Source organism: Pseudoalteromonas sp. S3431 (assembly GCF_000690035.1).
Lineage (GTDB): Bacteria > Pseudomonadota > Gammaproteobacteria > Enterobacterales > Alteromonadaceae > Pseudoalteromonas > Pseudoalteromonas fuliginea.
This window is the reverse complement of sequence record NZ_JJNY01000045.1, coordinates 124,501-142,996: the sequence shown is the minus strand read 5'-3', so window position 1 is coordinate 142,996 and position 18,496 is coordinate 124,501. Positions and strand designations below refer to the sequence as shown.

The window sequence follows — 18,496 nt, the reverse complement described above, 5'->3', positions numbered from 1 at the left end:
TGTATCTAGTTGTTCTAAATAGAAAATTTTTAACAACGTTATAGTGCAATTTAATTCGTTAAATTGTTCAAGTATTTATGCAGGTTGGTATTACGGCTCAATTGCCAGTAACTCTACTTCAAAAATAAGTACTGAAGCAGGAGGAATACTGCCTACACGTTTTTCGCCATACGCTAATTGATGCGGCACATAAAACGTGTATTTATCGCCTGGGCTCATCAATTGTAGGCCTTCGGTCCAACCTTTAATCACTTGGTGCAAACCAAAACTAATCGGTGTTTTACGCTCTACTGAGCTGTCAAACACAGTGCCGTCGATTAGCGTGCCATGATAATGCACGTTAACCATACTTGTTGAGCTTGGTGTGTTTTCACTCTCACCTTTATGCATTACTTTGTACTGTAAGCCAGAAGCTGTTTCTACTATACCTTCTACTTTTGAATTAGCGGCTAAGTAATCTGCCCCTATTTGCGCATTTACGCCTGCTTGTTGTTTTGCTTTTTTACTATTTTGAAATATTAAAAAACAAAAAATGGCGATAACCACCACCAAAATTATATTGATCATTATTAACCTTTTCCGTTATCTAGTTCTTCGTCTTTTTCGTCGTCATTATCGCCATTTACAATGTCGGCAATCTCTTTTAGGCGCGCAAGCGCAATACCGTTTACTGAGTTTTCGGGATACTGGTCATCAATAATATCGCCTGCTTCTATATCCATTAACAAGTTAAGCGCTTGATCTACGGTTTCAACTGCGTAAATATTAAATTTACCCGCCTCTACCGCATTGAGGATCTCGTCATCAAGTACTAAGTTAACTTGGTTTGATTTAGGAATAATAACGCCTTGCGAACCGGTTAAACCACGCATTTTACACAGTTTAAAAAAGCCTTCTATTTTTTCGTTTACACCACCAATAGCTTGTACATCACCATGTTGGTTAATAGAGCCTGTCAGCGCGATAGATTGGCTAATAGGGAGGCTTGTAATAGATGAAATAAGCGCACAAAGCTCTGCTAAAGATGCACTATCGCCATCTATGTAACCATAACTTTGCTCTATGGCAATATTAGCACTAAGCGTTAAGCTAAACTGCTGTGCGTACTTATTGCCTAAATAGCCGGTAAGCAACATCACGCCTTTTGAGTGGATAGCTTTACCTAGTTCGGCTTCGCGTTCAACGTCTATTACGCCATCGGCGCCTGCATAAACAGTTGCCGTAATACGCGCAGGGGTACCGAACGAGGTATCGCCAATGTGTAGTACTGTTAAACCATTTACTTTACCTATAGCTTGGCCATCGGTTGCAATAAGTGTATGGCCTTCTTTTATATCGCTAAGCATGTTTTCGCTGATCTGACCGGTACGATATTGTTTGCCTTCAATGGCTTCGTCAATATGGTATGCATCAATAACCGTTAAGTTATCTTGTTTCGCGTAATAACTCGCTTCAGCAACTAATTCAAGCACATCAGCAAAGCGCGCCGAGAGTTTATTATGATGCTCAGCTTGGCGGTAACTAAATTTAAGTAACCGTACCATAGCAGCCTCTGTAGCAGTGCATTTTAATGTTTGCTCGCAATACTCAGTCACTTTGGTAATAAACTGGTACTGTAATTTATCGCTACTTGGTAAGTAGTAATCAAAATCGGCAAGTACTCTAAATAGCTCAGCAAATTCTTCGTCGTATTCACCTATGGTGTAGTACAACTCGCGCGATCCCAATAAAATAATCTTCACATCAAGTGGAATAAGTTGCGGGCGAAGCGTAAAACTTGTCCCGACTGTGCTGTCTTGATAGGGTAAATCATTTTTTATTTGATGTGTTTTTAAACACAGCTTTAAACCATCCCACACTTGTGGATTAGCCATTATTTTTTCGGCGTCCATTATTAAGTAACCACCATTGGCACGATGCAATGCACCGGGCTGAATTGAGCGATAACTCGTAATCAATGTACCTTGGGATGTAGCGTATTCAATTTTACCAAATATATTACCAAAGGTTGGGTTTGGCTCATAAACGACTGGCGCTGCATCGTCTTCTTTAAATTCAACTAAAATGTTAGGTGCAAAAAAGTCGGTAAGCATACCTTTACGGTCAAAGTCTTCTTTACTTTCTTCGCTTTCGTCTTCGTCATCTAGCCATTCAAGTACCGCGTCGATAATTTCAACGCGAATATCTTTTAAATAACGCAGTACGCCAATGTGTGTCGCGTACTTATGCTCTAAGTCTTTTAAAAGTGGTTTAGTGGCTTGCTCTGCGGTCGATTTTTTAAGATTACGAAGTTTTTCTTTTGATTCGCGTTTCCACCGTGGTAGCTCTATTAACGCTTCTATTAATGCATCTTCTAGCTTTTCGATTTTTTCAAAAAACTCTTCGCGCAATGTTTCTTCAAGCTCACCAAATTCACTGTCGCTCAATTGTTTTCCATCAACAAGTGGTGCAAAACCCACTGAGCTTTTTTCTTCTACTAGAGCAACACTTTGCTCAAGTGCTGCGATTTCAACTGCGGTAATTGCGCTGTCGTAAGCGTCGTTAAACTCGCGATCGATTGATTTTTTCTTGCGTTGGTACGCTGGATTATCAAATGCCGCTGGAAAAGTGTCGAGCACTTCATCTAAGAATGAGTCTATGTCGTCGCTAAGTTGCTTACTTTGCCCTGCTTGCATAAAAAGTGCGATAGGCTCACGGTGATCGGCGTAATTATTTACGTACAACCATTCATTAGGCGTTGCTCTGTCTTTTGCGTGTTGCTTAAGTTTATCTTTGACTAGCGTATAACGTCCATGAGCCGCTTCGCCCATTACATAAACATTATAGCCAGGTAAATCCATACCTAATGAAAAGTCGAGCGCACTTTGGGCACGTTGTTGGCCTATAAAAGTAAGTTGCTCTGGGTACGGGTTACTCATGCATGTATGTACATGATTACTAGAAATACTCGGTGCGAGCTTTGAAACAGATAGTGGCAGCAATTTTTTCGTCATTCTAACTTCTTTGTTTACCAGCATATTCACTGGCTTTTGGGCGTATTAAGTGGCACGCAGCCACCTAATACCAATATTTAAGGGTTCAGCGCCTTACGACTAAAGTAGATTCCATCACATTGCGTGCAAGGTATTATTTGCGTTGCGTGATAAATGTCGTGGCTATGGTTGCAATTCTTACATACTAATGTGCCCATGGCTATCCATTCGCCTGCGTGATACACCCCATTGTGCTTAAAATCTTGGCTTAAAGATTGCCACTCTAGTTGTGTTTTATCTTCTATGTGCGAGAGTTCAAACCATAAAGATTCTTTAAGTTCTTGCCATGCAAGCGAATTGTAATAAGCTTCGTGCTCAATAATGTGTTCAATATCATGCTTTAAGTAACTTTTATAAAGTTCATACCTTTCTTGACTTAAATCTTTGATTGCTTGCTCAGATTCAACAAACCCAGTAACTACATCTTTTACACCATGATCTTTTACATCTTTTAGCCAACTAGTAAAACTGCTAAGCCATGCTTTGTAATCAGTCATTTTTTACTCCTTCAAAATTGCTGTTAAATCAGTCTGTAACTTATGTATTTAGCTAACTACATTATAAAAAAGCAGGTTAACCTGCACTGAAAGTTACAATTTAATAAAAGCATGTTTTTGACGCTGTGAATAGTGTTTTATTTGGGGTATCCTAACGGCAATTTTTTATTAGTTTGCAAGAAGTCTGGAACCATAGATGCAAGAGCAATATAACCCGCAAGATATAGAGTCAAAAGTACAAAGCTACTGGGAAGAAAACCAGGTATTTAAAGTCACTGAAGATGAGAGTAAAGAAAAGTATTACTGCCTTTCTATGTTTCCTTATCCGAGTGGTCGACTGCATATGGGTCATGTACGTAACTACACCATCGGTGATGTTGTTTCTCGTTTCCAGCGCCTGCAAGGCAAAAACGTAATGCAACCTATGGGTTGGGATGCGTTTGGTTTACCTGCAGAAAACGCCGCTATTAAAAACAAAACAGCACCAGCTAAGTGGACATACGAAAACATTGATTACATGCGTACACAGCTTAAACAATTAGGTTTTGGTTATGACTGGGATCGCGAAATTGCGACGTGTCATCCAGAATACTACAAGTGGGAGCAGTGGTTTTTCACTAAGCTTTACGAAAAAGGCTTAGTGTATAAAAAAATGTCGACGGTTAACTGGGATCCAGTGGATCAAACAGTATTAGCTAACGAGCAAGTTATTGACGGTCGCGGTTGGCGTTCAGGCGCTGTGGTTGAGCAAAAAGAAATTCCACAGTGGTTTATTAAAATTACTGATTACGCACAAGAGCTACTAGACGATTTAGATCAGTTGGAAGATTGGCCAGAGCAAGTTAAAACAATGCAGCGCAACTGGATTGGCCGCTCTGAAGGCTGTGATATTGAATTTAAACGCACCGATAACGACGAAACATTTAGCGTATACACAACTCGTCCAGATACCTTTATGGGTGTTACGTATGTTGCTGTTGCCGGTGGTCACCCTATTGCGCAAGAAGCGGCTAAAAATAGCGATGCTATTGCAATGTTTGTTGAAGAATGCAAAAACACCAAAGTTGCCGAAGCAGACATGGCAACAATGGAGAAAAAAGGCATAGCAACAGGCTTTTACGCCACTCACCCATTAACGGGCGAGCAAGTACCAATTTGGGTCGCTAACTTTGTATTAATGCATTATGGCTCAGGCGCTGTAATGGCAGTACCTGCACACGATCAACGCGACTTTGAGTTTGCAACCGCTTACGGTCTTGATATAAAACAAGTCATTGCACCGGTTGAAGGTTCAGACCTTGAAGTAAACCTTAAAGAATCAGCGTTTACTGATAAAGGCGTACTTGTAAATTCAGGTGAATTTAACGGCCTTGATTTTGACGCTGGTTTTAAAGCCATTGCGGATAAATTAGAAGCTCTCGGTGTGGGTGAGCGCAAAGTAAACTTCCGCCTGCGTGACTGGGGTGTTAGCCGTCAACGTTATTGGGGTTCACCAATCCCAATGCTTAGCGACGAAGATGGTAAAGAGCTTGCAGCAACAGAAGATATGCTACCCGTTCGCTTACCTGAAGATGTGGTAATGAACGGTGTAACTTCACCACTTAAAGCAGACCCAGAGTGGGCTAAAACTACCGTAAATGGTGCACCTGCGTTTCACGAAACTGATACGTTTGACACCTTTATGGAGTCTTCTTGGTACTACGCACGCTACTGTAGCCCACGCTACGACGAAGGCATGCTAGATCCCGCGGCTGCTAACTACTGGTTGCCAGTAAACCAATACATTGGTGGTATTGAGCACGCTATTTTACATTTATTGTACTCGCGCTTTTTCCATAAATTATTACGTGACTTTGGTTTAGTAAATTCAGACGAGCCGTTTGACCGCTTACTTTGTCAAGGTATGGTGCTTGCTGAAACATTTTATCGTAAAGATGAAAAAGGCGGCGATATTTGGATCTCGCCAAGTGATGTAAACACTGAAACCGACGATAAAGGCCGCGTGACTAAAGCATGGCATAAAGAGGACGGTGAGCCAGTTTTCTCATCAGGCATGAGCAAAATGTCCAAGTCTAAAAACAACGGTATAGACCCGCAACATGTAATTGCCCAATATGGTGCAGATACTGTGCGTTTATTCATGATGTTTACAGCACCACCAGAGCAAACGCTTGAATGGTCAGACTCAGGTGTTGAAGGCGCGCATCGCTTCTTAAAACGTGTATGGAAATACGCGGTAGACGTTAAAACAGTAGGTTACCAAGCACTTGATAAATCAGCGCTAACAAACCCACAAAAAGTATTACGTCGCGACTTACACAAAGCGATTGCTAAAGTGACTGATGATGTTGAACGTCGTCAAACCTTTAATACCGCCATTGCAGCTATTATGGAGCTTTCTAATAAATTATTAAAAGCACCTTTAATAGATACGCAAGATATAGCAATTGCAAACGAAGCATTAGAAGCGCTTATTATTATGCTTGCACCTATTACGCCACATTTATCGCACGAGCTTTGGAAAGAGTTAGGTAAAGAAGGTGAGATTTTGGATGCTGCATGGCCAAAAGTTGATGAGTCGGCACTTGTTGAAGATGAAAAACTAATCATCGTACAAGTAAACGGCAAGCTCCGCGCTAAGTTAACCGTTGCAGCTGATGCAACGCAAGAGCAAGTAGAAACCCTTGCGTTTGCAGAATCTAATGTAACTAAATTTACTGATGGCTCAACCATTCGAAAAATCATTTACGTACCAGGCAAGCTACTTAACGTGGTAGCTAACTAATATGGCTGCATTTAACGCCATTAAAAACGGACTAGCCTTAGTGCTAGTCTGTTTTTTGATAACTAGCTGCGGGTTTCATCTAAAAAAAGCCTCTAGCATGCCTGATAACCTAAAACAGCTAACTCTTGTAGGTGATGATGAAAAGTCAGCCTTATTTGAAAGCCTTAAAAACGAGCTAAGAGCGAGTAATGTAGAGCTAATATCAGCAGCTAAAGATAAAGCCCAATTATATTTGTATAAAGAAAGTATTGAACGTCAAACACTATCGTTATTTCAAAATGGTCAAGTAGCTGAATACGAACTCGCTTATGGCGTATCGTATGTAGTTAAACGCCCTGGCGAAAAAGCCATTGAAAAGCGCTTTGAGCTTTACCGTAATTACCAAGACGATCCAGATCATGCGCTAGCTAAAGCAAAAGAGCTTGAGCTACTCATTAGCGAGATCCGTGAGCAAGCCAGTCGTCGTATTGTTAGAGAGCTGTCGCAACTATAATGCGCTGTTATGCTAATCAACTACCGAGTGAATTAAATAAAGGGCTAAAGCCCTTTTATTTAGTGTTTGGGGAAGAGCCTTTTCAAGAAGCACAGTGCGTACAACAAATTCGCGACAGTGCTAAAGCACAAGGCTTTGACGAAGTAATTAAGTTTACTTTAATGCAAGGATTCGATTGGCAAGAAATCATAGCTCAATATCAAAGCATGTCACTATTTAGCGCGCGCACTATTATTGAGCTTGATTTAAACCAACAAAAACCAGGCGTTATTGGCAGCAACACCTTTAAAAAAGTAATTGAGCTGGTTAATCCAGATACTATTTTAATTGTTAAAGGCGCTAAAGCCAGCCAAGAAGTACAACGCGGTGCATGGTTTAAAGCCCTTGATAAGCAAGGCGTATTTGTACCTTGCTACCCGCTTACCGGCACGCATGTAAAACGATGGCTTGATGAACAGTGCCAACGCTTATCGCTCAACATGCAAAACGATGCCAAACTGAGTTTAATAAATGCCACAGAAGGTAACTTATTAGCGTGCTTCCAAGAGCTTGAAAAGCTCTCACTACTGCACGGCAATGCATTAATTACTCAGCAATTAGTAATGCAAGGGCTGTTAAACCAAGCCAAGTTTGATATTTTTGATTTAAGCGATGCACTATTAAATGGCCACGCTAAACAAGCTATAAAAGTATTAAACAAACTTGCCAGCGATAACACCGAAGTGGTGAGTATTTTATGGGCTATAACCAAAGAGCTTAATACGCTAATAAATGTGCAACTTGGTTTATTAAATGGCGAACCAATCGCTAATTTATTTAAACAAAATGCTATTTGGAAAAACCAGCAAGGGCCAGTTCAAAACGCAATTAACCGCTTAAACATACACACACTTGAACAAATAAATAGTGATGTCGCTTTGTTTGATGCCAGTTATAAGCAAGGTAATTTAATTGCCCCTTACCAAGCGCTTGCTCATATTTGTATTAAATTTTGCCAGCCGCTCAACATTCCTATGCCGTGCCACGCGGTTAATTAATAAATAGCTAATAGGTGTTAAATGATCGCAATTTTTGGTGGCACTTTCGACCCTGTCCATTTAGGCCATATAAATATGGCGCAGCAATGTGTTAATGCGTTTAATTTAAACACGCTTTATTTTATGCCTTGTGCATTACCGGCGCATAAAGCAGCGCCTGGTATTAGTACGCAGCACCGTATTAATATGCTAAACGCGGCTATTGCGCCCTACCCTCATTTTAAACTCGATTTAAGAGAACTTAACCGAGCCGGCCCATCGTATTCGTTACTTAGCTTGCAAGAACTTCGTAAAGAGCACCCTACTACACCTATCTTATTTTTAATTGGTATGGACTCATTTAACAATCTCGATAAATGGTTTGAGTGGAAGGCAATTACACAGCTTTGTCATATTGTGGTATATCAGCGCCCTGCTCAACATTGTACTGCAAGTGGTGAACTAAAAGGCTATATGCAAGATGCGAATGTAGACGAAGCAACCTTACTTGAGCACTCACTTGCTGGTAAACTTTATTTTTTACCGGGTAAAATGCTCGATGCTGCTTCGAGTACAATTCGCGAACAACTGAAAAAAAGCAATAAAAAGAATGAACTATTACCCGCTGCAGTGAGTCATTACATAGAACAGCATCAGCTCTATCAAATTGATGCTTAAAAACGCCTAGCGTGTTAAAATGCGCGCCATTAAATTTTTAAATTGAGACAAAACCTTGGATTCAAAACAACTACTCGCCTTTGCAATGGATAAAATTGACGATATGAAAGCACGTGACATCGTTCATATTGACGTAACAAAGACATCAGATATTACAGATTACATGGTAATTTGTTCTGGTACTTCTAAACGTCACGTACAGTCAATTGCCGATCACTTAGCAAAAGAAGCGCGTCACGCAGATTCAGAACCATTAGGTTATGAAGGTGAAGGCGATGGCGAATGGGCACTGGTTGATTTAGGTGATGTAGTTGTACACGTGATGCAAAACGAAGCACGTAGCTATTACGATCTAGAAAAACTGTGGGGCTAAACACGCACTCATTTTAGACAATGCTTGGAAGTAATACGTGAAAATACAAATGATTGCTGTTGGTACAAAAATGCCAGCATGGGTAGAAACGGGATTTGCAGAATATCAGCGCCGTTTCCCTAAAGATATGGCCCTTGAGTTAATTGAAATCCCTGCCGGTAAACGTGGCAAAAACGCAGACATAAAGCGCATTTTACACATTGAAGGTGAAAAAACATTAGCGGCTATTCCAAAAGGCAATCGTATTGTAACGTTAGAGGTAACAGGGAAAGCACTGGATACTCACCAACTTGCTAAAAATATGGAAAAATGGCAACTCGATGGTCGTGATGTAAGTTTACTTATTGGCGGACCTGAAGGGCTTGCTCCAGAGTGCATTGCAGCGTCTGAGCAAAAATGGTCGTTATCTAATTTAACATTGCCGCACCCCTTGGTGCGTATTATTGTTGCAGAGAGCCTTTACAGAGGCTGGAGCTTAAATAACAACCATCCTTATCATCGCGAGTAATGCCTTGCCATGCTAAAACATAGACCCACTATTCGTGACCACTCCGCAGAAGCAAATTTATTTGCTAGGCGAGCATTTGTGGGTTTTGTTTTTGTATTAGCTATGGTGGCTATTTTGCTGTCAAACCTATATAAAATTCAAGTAGAGAACCACCAAGATTACCAAACCCGCTCTAATGACAACCGTATTAAAGTTATTCCTATTGCACCCAACCGTGGTTTAATTTACGACCGTAACGGTGTACTCCTTGCTGAAAACAAACCAGTTTACAATCTTGAAGTCATTCCCGAAGATGTAAACGATTTAACCGAATCGCTCGATCAAGTCAGTAAAATAATTACTATTAGTGAGCAAGAGAAAGAAGATTTTTTAAAAGATATTAAACACACTCGGCGTTTCAAATCGCAAATTCTTAAAGCACGCTTAAACGAAACTGAAGTCGCTAAGTTTTCTGTAAATCAACATAAATTCCCAGGCTTTAGTATTGAAGCACGCCTAGCCCGCTACTACCCCTTTGGCGATACCCTAACCCATGCACTCGGTTATGTGGCAAAGCTTAATAAAAAAGAACTTAAAAAACTAGATCAAGAAGGTCAAGCAACCAATTATCGAGCCACATACGATATTGGAAAATTAGGCATAGAAAAATATTATGAACAATTATTACACGGTGAAGTAGGCTCCCAGCGCGTAGAAGTAAATAATCGCGGCCGCGTTATTCGCACACTCAGTATGATCCAACCTAAGCCTGGTAGTGATATTGTACTTACGCTTGATATTGGGCTACAGCAAATAGCACAACATGCACTTAAGGATATGCGCGGCGCTATCGTCGTTATGGATGCAAAAGATGGTGGCGTACTCGCACTTTATTCAAATCCAAGCTACGATCCAAATTTATTCGTACATGGTATAAGTAGCAAAAACTACAAAGCATTGCTTAACCAAAATCGCCCGCTAATTAACCGAGCAACACAAGGTCGTTACGCGCCAGCTTCGACTGTTAAACCTCACATGGCAATTTTAGCCCTTGAAGAAAATATTGTAAGTGAAAGCACTTCTATTTGGGATCCTGGCTTTTTTGAAATACCAAATGTGGAACATAAATGGCGCGATTGGAAACGCTGGGGTCATGGCCATGTTGATGTATATAAAGCGATTGAAGAGTCGTGCGATACTTATTTTTATGATGCAGCTTATCGCTTAGGTATTACTAAAATAAGCGATTTTATGGCGCGATTTGGCTTTGGTGATTTATCCGGTATTGATATTCATGAAGAAACCACTGCAATTTTACCTTCAAAAGAATGGAAAGAAGGCCGCTTTAAAGAATCATGGTGGCGAGGTGATACTATTTCTGTAGGTATTGGACAAGGCTATTGGACGGCAACCCCGATTCAAATTGCTAACGCAACGAATATTCTTGTTAATAAAGGGATTAATCATCCACCGCATTTAGCTCAAGTTGCAAAAAAAGAAGATCAAGTAACGCAAATTAACGGTGATGAAAAACCGCCGGTAATACTTAAAAACCCTGATAACTGGCGCATTGCAATTGATGCAATGCATAACACGGTAAAAAAAGTAACAGGTACCGCACACAAAGCTTTTAAAGGTGTAAGCTACGATCCGGCGGGTAAAACAGGTACTGCGCAAGTAGTTAGCATTGCCCAAGGCGAACGTTACGACGCTAAATCATTAAAAGAGCGTCAGCGTGATAACGCCATTTATGTTGGTTTTGCACCTTATAACAACCCACAAATTGTGCTCTCTATCGTTGTAGAAAACACTGGGGGCGGAAGCTCGGTAGGTGCGCCAATTGCTCGTCAATTAATGGACTACTATTTTGCAGCTAATCCTGTTGAACTTGCAGGGAATATAAAATAATGACCATTTTACACGATAAACGATCCATATGGATGCGAATGCATCTAGACCTACCATTACTCATCGCTTTGCTTATCATGATGATTGGCAGTATTACCGTTGTATATAGTGCAAGCGGGCAAGATACAGCAATGATGATCCGCCATATGACTCGCATGGGCGGAGCCGTTACAGGCATGATTATTCTAGCCCAATTTTCTCCAGCAACGCTTAAGCGTTTAGTTATCCCACTTTACTGTGTTGGCTTACTCATGCTGGTGGGTGTACTTTTATTTGGGGTCAGCTCAAAAGGCGCTCAACGCTGGTTAAACTTGGGGATCACTCGCTTTCAACCATCAGAACTAATGAAGCTAGCCGTCCCAATGATGGTGGCTTGGTACATAGGCAGAAACCACTTACCACCTCGCCCACTGCATTTAATTATTGGCTTTATGATTGTAATGCTTCCGACATTATTAATTAAAGAACAGCCCGATTTAGGTACTTCTATACTTATTGCGAGCTCGGGTATATTTGTGTTGTTTTTATCCGGTTTAAGCTGGCGTTTAATCGGCTTTTTAAGTTCTGTTGTTGCGCTTGCTGCATGGCCATTTTGGCACTATGGTATGCACGACTACCAAAAACAACGTGTACTTACTTTTTTAGACCCCGAAAGCGATCCGCTTGGTTCCGGTTACCATATTATTCAGTCAAAAATAGCAATAGGCTCTGGTGGTGTTGAAGGCAAAGGCTGGCTGCTTGGTACACAATCGCAATTAGAATTTTTACCAGAGCGTCACACTGATTTTATATTTTCGGTTTTAAGCGAAGAGTTTGGCTTATTCGGCGTATGTGTTTTACTTAGCCTGTACTTATTTATTATTGGCCGAGGCTTGTACATTGCCGTTAATGCGCAAGATGCATTTGGTAAATTACTGGCAGGTGCACTCACTCTGACATTTTTTGTTTATGTATTTGTAAACATAGGTATGGTATCAGGGTTATTGCCTGTTGTAGGAGTTCCTTTGCCTCTAATCAGTTATGGAGGAACATCGATGGTGACGCTCATGGCTGGCTTTGGCATTATTATGTCAATAGCGACAGATAAAAGGATGCTTTTAAAATAATGAAATTCACTTTGCGTGTTCTAATAACTGTTTTTTTAATACTCACCTTAAGTGCATGTAGTAGTTCAAGTAACCGCTACCATATGCGCCATGATTCAGCACCACTTAGAGCCCCAACTGCACTTGAAATGCAAGACGCAATAATCACTGATGTTACTAAAAGCGCCAGTGCAAGTCGTCCATATACAGTGCTTGGTAAAAGTTATTCGCCAATGCTTGATGAGTCAGGCTACTCTGAGGAAGGCATTGCCTCTTGGTATGGTCGTAAATTTCATGGTTATCACACCTCTAATGGTGAAACCTACGATATGTTTGCCATGACTGCTGCGCACAAAACACTGCCGTTACCTAGCTTTGTTAAAGTAACCAATACAGCGAACGGTAAATCAGTAATCGTGCGCGTGAACGACCGCGGCCCATTTCATGACGATAGAATAATTGATCTTTCGTACGCTGCCGCATATAAGCTAGGCTATTACACCCATGGTACAGCAAGGGTTAAGCTAGAAGCCGTTACACTTGCGGGTGCAACTGTCCGTCAAACCTATATACAGGTAGCTGCTGGTAGTACACTTGCTAATATTGAAGCACTTGCCAGTACATTGCGAGAGCAATACAAATTACCAACAAATATCGTGCAAAAAGACGATATTTACAGACTGCATTTAGGGCCAATAAAAGATACCCCTCATGCAGACGAAGTATTAAAAAAATTAAAACAAAATCAATTTCAAAACGCGTTCTTGCTTTACACTCAGTAAGACCTTTAAAATGGCGTAACGCGAATCTTTAACTTTAACCATTAATGAGTATGATGAAATCTATTAAACATAAAATCCTCAAAGGTGTATGCGGCTTAGTTTGTACAGCCGCCGTATTTTCAGCCAGCGCCCAAATTATCCCGGCACCACCTCAAGTTAATGCAAAAGGTTATTTTTTAGTAGACTTTACAACAGGTAAAGTAATTGCCCAAGGTGAAGCTGATACGCAGCTCGCCCCAGCAAGCTTAACTAAGATGATGACCAGTTATGTAATTGGTACTGAAATTAAAGCCGGCAATATTGCACCAACAGATATGGTAACTGTGAGTGAAAAAGCATGGGCTAAAAACTTCCCTGAATCGTCTAAGATGTTTATTGAAGTAGGTAAGCAAATTAGTGTTGATCAGCTTAACCACGGCATTATTATTCAATCTGGTAATGATGCCTGTGTTGCAATGGCTGAACATATTGCTGGAAGTGAAAGCGCATTTGCTGATTTAATGAATGCACATGCTACTAAATTAGGTATGAGTAACAGCCATTTTATCAATAGCCACGGCCTTGATACGAATGAGCATTATACAACTCCACGCGATATGGCAACCTTAGGCGCAGCACTTATTCGTGACGTACCGGATGAATACGCACTTTATAAACAAAAGTCGTTTACTTATAACGGTATTAAGCAATATAACCGTAACTCGCTATTATGGGATGAAAGCTTAGACGTAGACGGTATAAAAACAGGCCACACCTCGGAAGCTGGCTACAGTTTAGTCACTTCAGCAACTAAAAATGGTATGCGTTTAATTGCCGTTGTAATGGGCACTTCAAGCGAACGTGCTCGTAAAGTGGAAAATAAAAAACTACTTAACTACGGTTTTCGTTTCTATGAAACAATTACCCCGTACAAGGCCGGCGATAGCTTTGCTGAGCAACGTATTTGGATGGGTAACAAAGAAAATGTATCTTTAGGTATTTTAGAAGATACACCAATTACTATTCCACGTGGTCAACATAAAAACCTTAAAGCTAACTTTGAGCTAGATAACACGCTTGAAGCACCACTCGCTAAAGGCACTAAAGTAGGTACGTTATTCTTACAATTAGAGGGTGAAGACATTGCTCAATACCCACTAGTAACACTTGAAGAAGTGGAAGAAGGCAGCTTCTTTAGTAAGATTTATGACTACTTACGTTTACAAATAATGTAGACGTAAAAATAAACTCACAGCTATTGTGAAAGTTAAACGAGACGCCTCTATTATGAGGCGTTTTTTTTTGCTTGAAAAATGCTAGAATGCGCCCCATATAGAGCAATCATATTGAGTTGTTATTTTTGGCACTCCAAAAAAGCAGCATTAGCTCAAGATTGTCATAACCCTTTTCAGTTTAGCGCCTAGCATTTTGCTCAGAGCCAATACTTTATTTGTTTGAGGAGTCACCGTCGTGGTTCAACCTGTTAAAGATACAAAATTTGATGAGTACTTAGAGTACCCTTGCCCATTTACATTCAGAATAATGGGATTAGCTAACGTAAACTTAACTGATCAAATTTTAGCTAAGTTACAACCAATAGCACCTGGCGATTACGCCCCTAAAGTAAAACCAAGCAGTAAAGGTAATTACGAGTCAGTAAGCCTTGTGGCAACAGTTACAAGTGGCAAACACATTGAAGAAATTTACAACGTGATCAGCAATATTGATGACGTACGCCACATGCTTTAATCCATAGTTGAGATTTGTTGTGAACGAAAACACTTTGATCGTACGCCAACTGGGTCGTCAGCGTTATATGCCAATTTGGCAAAAAATGCAGGACTTTACCGACACCCGTGATGAAAATACGCCAGATGAAATTTGGCTTGTAGAGCACGAGAGTGTATTCACCCAAGGTCAGGCTGGTAAGGACGAACACTTACTAGCTCCTGGCGACATTGAGGTGATTAAAGTTGACCGTGGCGGGCAAGTAACTTACCACGGCCCTGGCCAGCAAATGATGTATGTATTATTTAATCTACGTCGTTTAAAGATTGGTGTACGTGAACTGGTTACGTGGCTTGAAGAGTGCATTATTGAATCACTCGCCGAGTATGGTATTGAAGCTTATGCTAAAGCTGATGCACCAGGTGTATACGTTAACGACAGCAAAATTGCATCCCTTGGGTTAAGGGTTCGTCGTGGCTGCTCGTTTCATGGCTTAGCATTAAATGTTAACATGGACCTAAGTCCATTTTTACGCATTAACCCATGCGGTTATGCGGGCATGAATATGGTGCAAACTAAAGAATTAAATGGTCCTCAAAACCTAGAAAGTGCGGGTGAAGGATTGGTGAAACACATGATCAAGAAGCTTAATGCAACACAGGTTAAGCATACTGAAGGGTTTGAAAACGAATGAATAAACCAGTCAAAATGGAACCAGGTGTAAAACTACGCGACGCAGAAAAAATGGCGTTGATCCCAGTAAAAGTTTTACCTACAGAAAAAACTGAAATGTTGCGTAAGCCAGAATGGTTAAAAATTCGCTTACCTAAATCAACCGATCGCATTGACGGCATTAAAAAAGCGCTACGTAAGCATGGCTTACACTCAGTCTGTGAAGAAGCTTCGTGCCCTAACCTATCTGAATGTTTTAACCACGGTACAGCTACCTTTATGATTTTAGGTGCTATTTGTACTCGTCGTTGCCCATTTTGTGATGTTGCTCATGGTCGCCCATTAAAACCTGATGCCACTGAACCTGAAAAGCTAGCACTTACTATTAAAGATATGAAGCTAAGCTACGTTGTAATCACTTCGGTTGACCGTGATGATTTACGTGATGGTGGTGCACAGCATTTTGCTGATTGTATTCGCGAAATTCGTAAACATAATCCAACTATCACTATCGAAATTTTAGTACCTGATTTTCGTGGCCGTATGGACCGCGCACTAGAGATACTAATCGAGACGCCACCAGATGTGTTTAACCACAATCTTGAAACTGCGCCACGTTTATACAAACTAGCTCGTCCTGGTGCTGACTATAAGTGGTCTTTAGAATTACTTCGTCGCTTTAAAGAAGCTCACCCAGAAGTAAAAACTAAATCAGGCTTAATGGTTGGTTTAGGTGAAGAAATTAGCGAAATTGAAGAAGTACTTCGCGATTTACGTGCACACAACGTTGACATGCTAACTGTAGGCCAATACCTACAACCTTCTAAGCATCACTTACCGGTTAAGCGCTACGTGCCACCAGTAGAGTTTGACGGCTTAAAAGCGTATGCAGACGAAATTGGCTTTACTCACGCGGCTTCTGGCCCGTTTGTACGTTCAAGCTACCATGCTGATCAACAAGCAGCGGGTAAAGAAGTGAAATAATCACTTTCTCAAAAAATTAAAAAAGCCGTTAATGATGCATAATCATTAACGGCTTTTTCATGCCAATTGATAAAATAGCTTACTGCGCTAACTTACCTTTTTTAATAGAAAAATCAGCAAACCTAACACGTTCTTCATCGGCGCGAAGGCTGTCGGTTTCAACAATTGAGCGGTATATTCCCCACTTAGGACGAGCAAAATCATCATCACTAAAGCCGCGCCACATATCTATGTTTTGCTCGCTTATAGTAAATATATCTGCATTATCGCTTAAGCGCGTTAACGTCATATCAAACTTACCACTTTCACTAAATGTAGCTTGTACAAATACCTCAACCCATTCATCTGTAATGAGTGACCAGTCGGTTTCAATTAAGTTTTTATCAAGACCCGTACTGTTACCGTTTTCATCAAACCCTGCGCTATATCGAACCTGTAGCTGATTACCTATACTATTTTTTTGCGCACCTGAGAGCGTGATAATAGGCTGATCGTCATTACCATTGGTGTTGTCGTTACTCTCGTTACGGGCTTTTATTTGAAAAAAATGGCTAAATTTACTCGTAAGCTCAAGCTCGCTACTTACTTTAAATTTCCAGCTATATTGAAATGTCTCGCCCTCAAACGCCAGTGTTTCTTGTGGTGATTTATCGTAGGTTTTTATTTCGTTGCGTTGTCTGTCACTTGTGCCTTTGTCTTTATCTTGGTCATCATCTCGGTGAGCTAAAAAGACAAAATGGTTACCAATTATCGTATCGGTATCTTCAATAATATGGACAACACTTTCATGATTGCCAGCGTATAAGTCTGGAGATTCAATTGACCCTTCGCCGAAGGCATTTTCAATAAGTGTGTATGCGTCAAGCCCCGAATTAACGCCATCTGATCGCAATAAAACGTGTGATATTTTTTCAAAGCCATCAGCTTGAGCTATTGGTGCACCTACAATTGTTATGATAATTTGTGCGCTAGTACCATCTACAGAGTTTACTGTTATTGTATCTTGTAGTGTTTCACCTTCACTTAAAGATGTTATTGATGCGTTTAAATCGTCAAGTGTGTATGACCAATCTCCACCAGCATTTAAGCTAAAAAAACCATAGCTTGTAGCGCTATTTTCTTGTGCTGCAAAAGCAGCTTCACCTGATTGTTGATCCGTAATAGTTAACGAACCTGTTATTGCATCATTACTATCGCTAATAACTTCACCTAGACTGTTACCACCGATTATTGCAGGAGTTTGTGAAGAAATCGCTTCATTATTTTGCACCGTAGGATCAGAGCCTGAGCTGCCACAACCAGTAACTAAACAAGATAGAAGTATAGCTGTAACTGTATTGCACGGTTTAAGGGTATATTTAGACATAATTAGTTCCGTGGTTAATAGCAAGTTAATTAAATATGAATTTACCAATTTATTGTACAAATAACCACAATTCAATTACCAATTAACATTACCAATTTACTGATATTTCAAATTTAATTATAAAATCTATTGTTTTCATAGTGATACAAAAAATTATTTCTATAGAGTGTTTATTTATATTTGTTTTAAAATAAAATTAGGTTAAACCTGAGTTACTTGAGATAATTAGTACTGACATAATTATTTAGGTTCATTATGAAACTATTAGTTCGTAACTTGTCTCGTGCTACCACTGAGCATGAGCTTCGTACTTTATTTGCAGAGCACGGTAAAGTGACTACCTGTAACTTGGTACTTGATAAAGAAACTGGCCAATCTAAAGGTTTTGCCTTTGTAGAAATGCCAAACGACATAGAAAGTAAAAGCGCAATTACCGCACTTAACCAATCTACTGTTGATAAAAGTAAGATCCGCGTGAAATTAGCGGATGCTTAAGTAATAATTTATTACTTAAAGTTAAAAGAACCAGCTTGCGCTGGTTTTTTACTAATGACTGATAGTTAATCTGCAATTGAATGAAAAGTTCTCTATAAAAATTCGACATCGCTGCGGTGCTTCCTTTATATTGAAA

The 18,496-nt window shown here is 40.2% G+C and carries 18 protein-coding genes; 14 read left to right on the top strand and 4 right to left on the bottom strand.

The annotated features are described in order from the left end of the window. Positions 1-90 precede the first annotated feature (90 nt). The 3 genes from DO88_RS07340 to DO88_RS07350 all read right to left on the bottom strand — a co-directional run bounded on the left by DO88_RS07340 (position 91) and on the right by DO88_RS07350 (position 3,529). Complete coding sequence (locus tag DO88_RS07340; RefSeq protein WP_033039761.1) at positions 91-567, bottom strand: FKBP-type peptidyl-prolyl cis-trans isomerase; 477 nt, start codon at positions 565-567, stop codon at positions 91-93. Between the two features lie 2 nt (positions 568-569). Next, on the bottom strand, positions 570-2,993 hold the full coding sequence (locus tag DO88_RS07345; RefSeq protein ID WP_232224808.1) for a Lon protease family protein: 2,424 nt from the start codon (positions 2,991-2,993) through the stop codon (positions 570-572). A 77-nt stretch (positions 2,994-3,070) separates the two neighbouring features. Beyond that, the gene (locus DO88_RS07350; protein ID WP_007378259.1) at positions 3,071-3,529 is read right to left on the bottom strand and encodes a zinc ribbon-containing protein; all 459 of its coding nucleotides are present in this window, start codon (positions 3,527-3,529) and stop codon (positions 3,071-3,073) included. Positions 3,530-3,725: 196 nt separating this feature from the next. Here DO88_RS07350 and leuS point away from each other — a divergent pair, with 196 nt between their 5' ends. From leuS to lipA, 13 genes are all read left to right on the top strand, one after another. Beyond that, positions 3,726-6,314, top strand: coding sequence for a leucine--tRNA ligase (leuS, locus tag DO88_RS07355; RefSeq protein WP_033039756.1), 2,589 nt, complete (start codon positions 3,726-3,728; stop codon positions 6,312-6,314). Between the two features lies 1 nt (position 6,315). Then, entirely contained in the window at positions 6,316-6,807 is a 492-nt protein-coding gene (locus DO88_RS07360) for an LPS-assembly lipoprotein LptE (RefSeq protein WP_033028517.1), read from the top strand. Next, entirely contained in the window at positions 6,807-7,844 is a 1,038-nt protein-coding gene (holA, locus tag DO88_RS07365) for a DNA polymerase III subunit delta (RefSeq protein ID WP_007378256.1), read from the top strand. Before DO88_RS07360 ends, holA begins: the two co-directional genes overlap by 1 nt. A gap of 21 nt (positions 7,845-7,865) precedes the next feature. Continuing rightward, positions 7,866-8,501, top strand: a complete 636-nt coding sequence (gene nadD, locus DO88_RS07370) for a nicotinate-nucleotide adenylyltransferase (RefSeq protein WP_033039754.1) — start codon at positions 7,866-7,868, stop codon at positions 8,499-8,501. Between the two features lie 55 nt (positions 8,502-8,556). Next, a complete protein-coding gene (gene rsfS / locus DO88_RS07375; protein WP_007378254.1) occupies positions 8,557-8,874 on the top strand; it encodes a ribosome silencing factor in 318 nt (105 codons plus the stop codon). Between the two features lie 37 nt (positions 8,875-8,911). Beyond that, entirely contained in the window at positions 8,912-9,382 is a 471-nt protein-coding gene (gene rlmH, locus DO88_RS07380) for a 23S rRNA (pseudouridine(1915)-N(3))-methyltransferase RlmH (protein WP_002958522.1), read from the top strand. Between the two features lie 9 nt (positions 9,383-9,391). Next, positions 9,392-11,269, top strand: coding sequence for a penicillin-binding protein 2 (mrdA, locus tag DO88_RS07385; protein ID WP_033039751.1), 1,878 nt, complete (start codon positions 9,392-9,394; stop codon positions 11,267-11,269). Further along, entirely contained in the window at positions 11,269-12,375 is a 1,107-nt protein-coding gene (gene rodA, locus DO88_RS07390) for a rod shape-determining protein RodA (protein ID WP_033039749.1), read from the top strand. Before mrdA ends, rodA begins: the two co-directional genes overlap by 1 nt. Further along, a complete protein-coding gene (locus DO88_RS07395) occupies positions 12,375-13,136 on the top strand; it encodes a septal ring lytic transglycosylase RlpA family protein (protein WP_033039747.1) in 762 nt (253 codons plus the stop codon). The genes rodA and DO88_RS07395 overlap by 1 nt, the downstream gene beginning before the upstream one ends. A 53-nt stretch (positions 13,137-13,189) precedes the next feature. Further along, entirely contained in the window at positions 13,190-14,350 is a 1,161-nt protein-coding gene (locus DO88_RS07400) for a serine hydrolase (protein WP_007378250.1), read from the top strand. A gap of 235 nt (positions 14,351-14,585) precedes the next feature. Then, a complete protein-coding gene (gene ybeD / locus DO88_RS07405) occupies positions 14,586-14,864 on the top strand; it encodes a DUF493 family protein YbeD (RefSeq protein ID WP_002958517.1) in 279 nt (92 codons plus the stop codon). Between the two features lie 19 nt (positions 14,865-14,883). Next, on the top strand, positions 14,884-15,537 hold the full coding sequence (gene lipB / locus DO88_RS07410; protein ID WP_033015251.1) for a lipoyl(octanoyl) transferase LipB: 654 nt from the start codon (positions 14,884-14,886) through the stop codon (positions 15,535-15,537). Continuing rightward, positions 15,534-16,499: a lipoyl synthase gene (gene lipA, locus DO88_RS07415; RefSeq protein WP_002958515.1), complete on the top strand. Its 966-nt coding sequence runs from the start codon at positions 15,534-15,536 to the stop codon at positions 16,497-16,499. Before lipB ends, lipA begins: the two co-directional genes overlap by 4 nt. 79 nt (positions 16,500-16,578) lie before the next feature. On the opposite strand, the gene DO88_RS07420 is transcribed toward lipA, so the two are convergent. Next, positions 16,579-17,865 (bottom strand): VCBS domain-containing protein, encoded by a 1,287-nt coding sequence (locus DO88_RS07420; RefSeq protein ID WP_033039744.1) that lies wholly within the window; start codon positions 17,863-17,865, stop codon positions 16,579-16,581. Positions 17,866-18,120: 255 nt separating this feature from the next. Here DO88_RS07420 and DO88_RS07425 point away from each other — a divergent pair, with 255 nt between their 5' ends. Beyond that, a complete protein-coding gene (locus DO88_RS07425) occupies positions 18,121-18,360 on the top strand; it encodes an RNA recognition motif domain-containing protein (RefSeq protein WP_002958513.1) in 240 nt (79 codons plus the stop codon). The last annotated feature ends 136 nt before the right edge of the window (positions 18,361-18,496 follow it).

Bases quoted from the DNA above. Each gene is read 5' to 3' on its own strand.
- nadD (WP_033039754.1), top strand. From the start codon at position 7,866: ATGATCGCAATTTTTGGTGGCACTTTCGACCCTGTCCATTTAGGCCAT.
- DO88_RS07395 (WP_033039747.1), top strand. From the start codon at position 12,375: ATGAAATTCACTTTGCGTGTTCTAATAACTGTTTTTTTAATACTCACC.
- holA (WP_007378256.1), top strand. From the start codon at position 6,807: ATGCGCTGTTATGCTAATCAACTACCGAGTGAATTAAATAAAGGGCTA.
- DO88_RS07400 (WP_007378250.1), top strand. From the start codon at position 13,190: ATGAAATCTATTAAACATAAAATCCTCAAAGGTGTATGCGGCTTAGTT.
- DO88_RS07425 (WP_002958513.1), top strand. From the start codon at position 18,121: ATGAAACTATTAGTTCGTAACTTGTCTCGTGCTACCACTGAGCATGAG.
- mrdA (WP_033039751.1), top strand. From the start codon at position 9,392: ATGCTAAAACATAGACCCACTATTCGTGACCACTCCGCAGAAGCAAAT.
- DO88_RS07420 (WP_033039744.1), bottom strand. From the start codon at position 17,865: ATGTCTAAATATACCCTTAAACCGTGCAATACAGTTACAGCTATACTT.
- leuS (WP_033039756.1), top strand. From the start codon at position 3,726: ATGCAAGAGCAATATAACCCGCAAGATATAGAGTCAAAAGTACAAAGC.
- DO88_RS07350 (WP_007378259.1), bottom strand. From the start codon at position 3,529: ATGACTGATTACAAAGCATGGCTTAGCAGTTTTACTAGTTGGCTAAAA.
- rodA (WP_033039749.1), top strand. From the start codon at position 11,269: ATGACCATTTTACACGATAAACGATCCATATGGATGCGAATGCATCTA.
- lipA (WP_002958515.1), top strand. From the start codon at position 15,534: ATGAATAAACCAGTCAAAATGGAACCAGGTGTAAAACTACGCGACGCA.
- DO88_RS07340 (WP_033039761.1), bottom strand. From the start codon at position 567: ATGATCAATATAATTTTGGTGGTGGTTATCGCCATTTTTTGTTTTTTA.
- DO88_RS07345 (WP_232224808.1), bottom strand. From the start codon at position 2,993: ATGACGAAAAAATTGCTGCCACTATCTGTTTCAAAGCTCGCACCGAGT.
- DO88_RS07360 (WP_033028517.1), top strand. From the start codon at position 6,316: ATGGCTGCATTTAACGCCATTAAAAACGGACTAGCCTTAGTGCTAGTC.